This is a genomic window from Acidithiobacillus concretivorus, assembly GCF_018853445.1.
In the GTDB taxonomy this organism is placed as follows: Bacteria; Pseudomonadota; Gammaproteobacteria; order Acidithiobacillales; family Acidithiobacillaceae; genus Acidithiobacillus; species Acidithiobacillus concretivorus.
Genome location: NZ_JABELD010000091.1, coordinates 1 through 1,751 on the forward strand (window position 1 = coordinate 1; position 1,751 = coordinate 1,751).

2 protein-coding genes and 1 pseudogene are annotated in these 1,751 nt (G+C 52.0%); all 3 read left to right on the forward strand.

What is annotated here, in order from left to right; genetic code table 11:
- The coding region (locus tag HJG40_RS11575) for a cytochrome d ubiquinol oxidase subunit II (protein WP_215864340.1) at nt 1–932 on the forward strand (932 nt) is incomplete at its 5' end.
- Nucleotides 933–1,068: 136 nt separating this feature from the next.
- Complete coding sequence (locus tag HJG40_RS11580) at nt 1,069–1,383, forward strand: hypothetical protein (RefSeq protein WP_215864341.1); 315 nt, start codon at nt 1,069–1,071, stop codon at nt 1,381–1,383.
- Nucleotides 1,384–1,507: 124 nt separating this feature from the next.
- Nucleotides 1,508–1,751: pseudogene (locus HJG40_RS11585) on the forward strand (ArnT family glycosyltransferase); the annotation flags it as partial.

The window sequence follows — 1,751 nt, forward strand, 5'->3', positions numbered from 1 at the left end:
GTGCCATCATGGCATCCATGGCGGGCTTCTGGGATGGCAACGAGACCTGGCTGGTAGTTGCTGGCGGGGTATTGTTTGGTGCATTCCCTCTGGTTTATGGGTCTGCATTCAACTTTTTGATGATTCCCCTGATGCTTGCTCTGTGGGGCATCATCTCCCGCGCTGTGGCTTTTGAATTTCATATTCATGCGCGCAGCAGTAAACGTCTGTGGGGCTGGGCTTTCGCCATCGGCAGCCTGGTCGCGCCATTTTTCGCTGGTGTTTCGCTAGGTGCCGTATTGCAGGGTTTCCCCATGAAATCCGGTATTGCCATGAGTGGAATCGCTGATCGGGGTTTCACAACCCCCGTGATGCACTATGCGGGAGGGGCCATGAACTTCCTGACCCCATTTTCCATCTGGACGGGTTTTGGTGCGGTGATAGCCGCCGGTCTGGCCGGAGGCTTGTTTCTCTGTGCCCGCTTTTTACCAGGCGATGTGATTCATGAACGCGCCAAGTCCTGGACCAATTTGTTCTCCTATCTGGCGTTAATAGCGATTGTCATCACACTGGTTTGGTCTTATGCCATTTTCCCCTGGGCCGCTGCCAAGTGGACAGGTCCCAATTGGTGGATCTGGGCTATCTGGTTTGTCATCGTCCTTTTCTTCGCTTTCAAATCCATGACCAACCACTCCATGCAGCATGATTTTACTGCGCTGCTTTGGGGTGAAGGGGTAGTGGTTCTACTCTGGGCGGCCATGTGGGCAACCATGTTCCCCTACATTGTCCCGGGTACTTGGACTATTCATGCGGCCTCCAATCCGGCCAATTCCATGGCGGTGTTCACCTTGTTTATGACCGGTTTTGTGCCTGTCATGATCATGTACAACTGGTATCAGATCTGGGTCTTCCGGGGTCGCTTCACTAAAAAAAGCGTCTACGGCGCCCACTGATAGTGGCTTGCTGAAAAACCGGTCGCTGCTTCGGCGCGGCCGGTTTTTTTGTAACCAAGCGCAACTTTTTCCACTCTACAACAGTCATAAAAGCTGCAGATAAACGAAAAAATTTACATTCAACAAGGCCAACCTCATGAAATCACGCTCCTTGAAAACAGTCCCCATAAAATCAACCCAATTACTCGGACTCGCCGCCGCACGTCATCCCTCCAAGCATTCCGTAAAAAATCCTGATCTGGATGATTTACTGAATGCTCTGGAAGAGCGTCACCAGTTCATCAACAGCCAATGGCAGGAAATCATGCAGCGCCTGCCTGAAGAAAGGCCCGATGCCATGATGGATCAGATGCTGCTGATGGATCATGAACTCACGCGCTACCAACGCTATTTTGTCATGCTCAAGGAAACCCTGCGTCATTGCGCGCCCGACCTGTTGGACGCCTCCTGAAAATCATGGGTTGTTCACTTTGGTTTACCCCGATGCTGAGGGTATAATCGGGGATTGTCCCTTCCGGAACTCTTTCCTTGATTACAAACGCTTTGACCGGACACAGTCCTGGCAGAAAATTGAGATGACTGCAGCGCAGCAGAATCTTCAGCGCGGATTTAGGATCAAGGCCCTCGCCCTTTTCTTCCTGGCGTTCCTCTTTTTTGCCTGGGGTACTGGCAATACCAGCCTCTGGGATATTGATGAACCCATTTACGCGCAAAGCCTGAAAGATCAGATTGCCGCCGACAACCTCGTCGTCCCGACTTATAATGACCGCTTGATGCCGGACAAGCCAGCCCTGAATTACTGGCTGATGTGGTCGGGAG

Coding starts and splice junctions, on each gene's coding strand:
- HJG40_RS11580 (WP_215864341.1), top strand. CDS start 1,069: ATGAAATCACGCTCCTTGAAAACAGTCCCCATAAAATCAACCCAATTA.